The sequence below is a fragment of the Rothia sp. P5764 genome (assembly GCF_048512965.1).
GTDB lineage: Bacteria > Actinomycetota > Actinomycetes > Actinomycetales > Micrococcaceae > Rothia.
Window position 1 is genome coordinate 1 of record NZ_JBLXXQ010000019.1, and the last position, 503, is coordinate 503.

The following is a 503-nucleotide window of genomic DNA, read 5'->3' on the forward strand; positions in this document are numbered from 1 at the left end:
TTTGTGGTTGGGCTTGGGGGTGGAGTGCAGGACCCGATTTTTGGAGGTAAACGTATTAACAGGTGTGACGCAGGAAGGTAGCCAAGCCACGCGATGGTTGTCGTGGTCTAAGCGTGTAGGGTATCCGGTTGTTAAATGCGCCGGTGTTTGCCTGAGACGTGATGGGACCCCGTTTGGGGGATTTGGTGATCCTATGCTGCCGAGAAAAGCATCGGCGTGAGGTTTTAGCCGCCCGTACCCGAAACCGACACAGGTGATCAGGTAGAGAATACTAAGGCGATCGAGAGAATCATGGTTAAGGAACTCGGCAAAATGTCCCCGTAACTTCGGGAGAAGGGGAGCCTTGAGCGTGATCGGTACTTGCTACCGTGAGCGTGTATGGGTCGCAGAGAATTGGGGGAAGCGACTGTTTATCAAAAACACAGGTCCGTGCGAAGTCGTAAGACGATGTATACGGACTGACTCCTGCCCGGTGCTGGAAGGTTAAGAGGATTGGTTAGCCC

At 53.5% G+C, this 503-nt stretch carries 1 rRNA gene; it reads left to right on the forward strand.

Features of this window, described 5'->3' with window-relative positions:
• A 23S ribosomal RNA gene (locus ACN08Y_RS10870) occupies nt 1-503 on the forward strand; the annotation flags it as partial.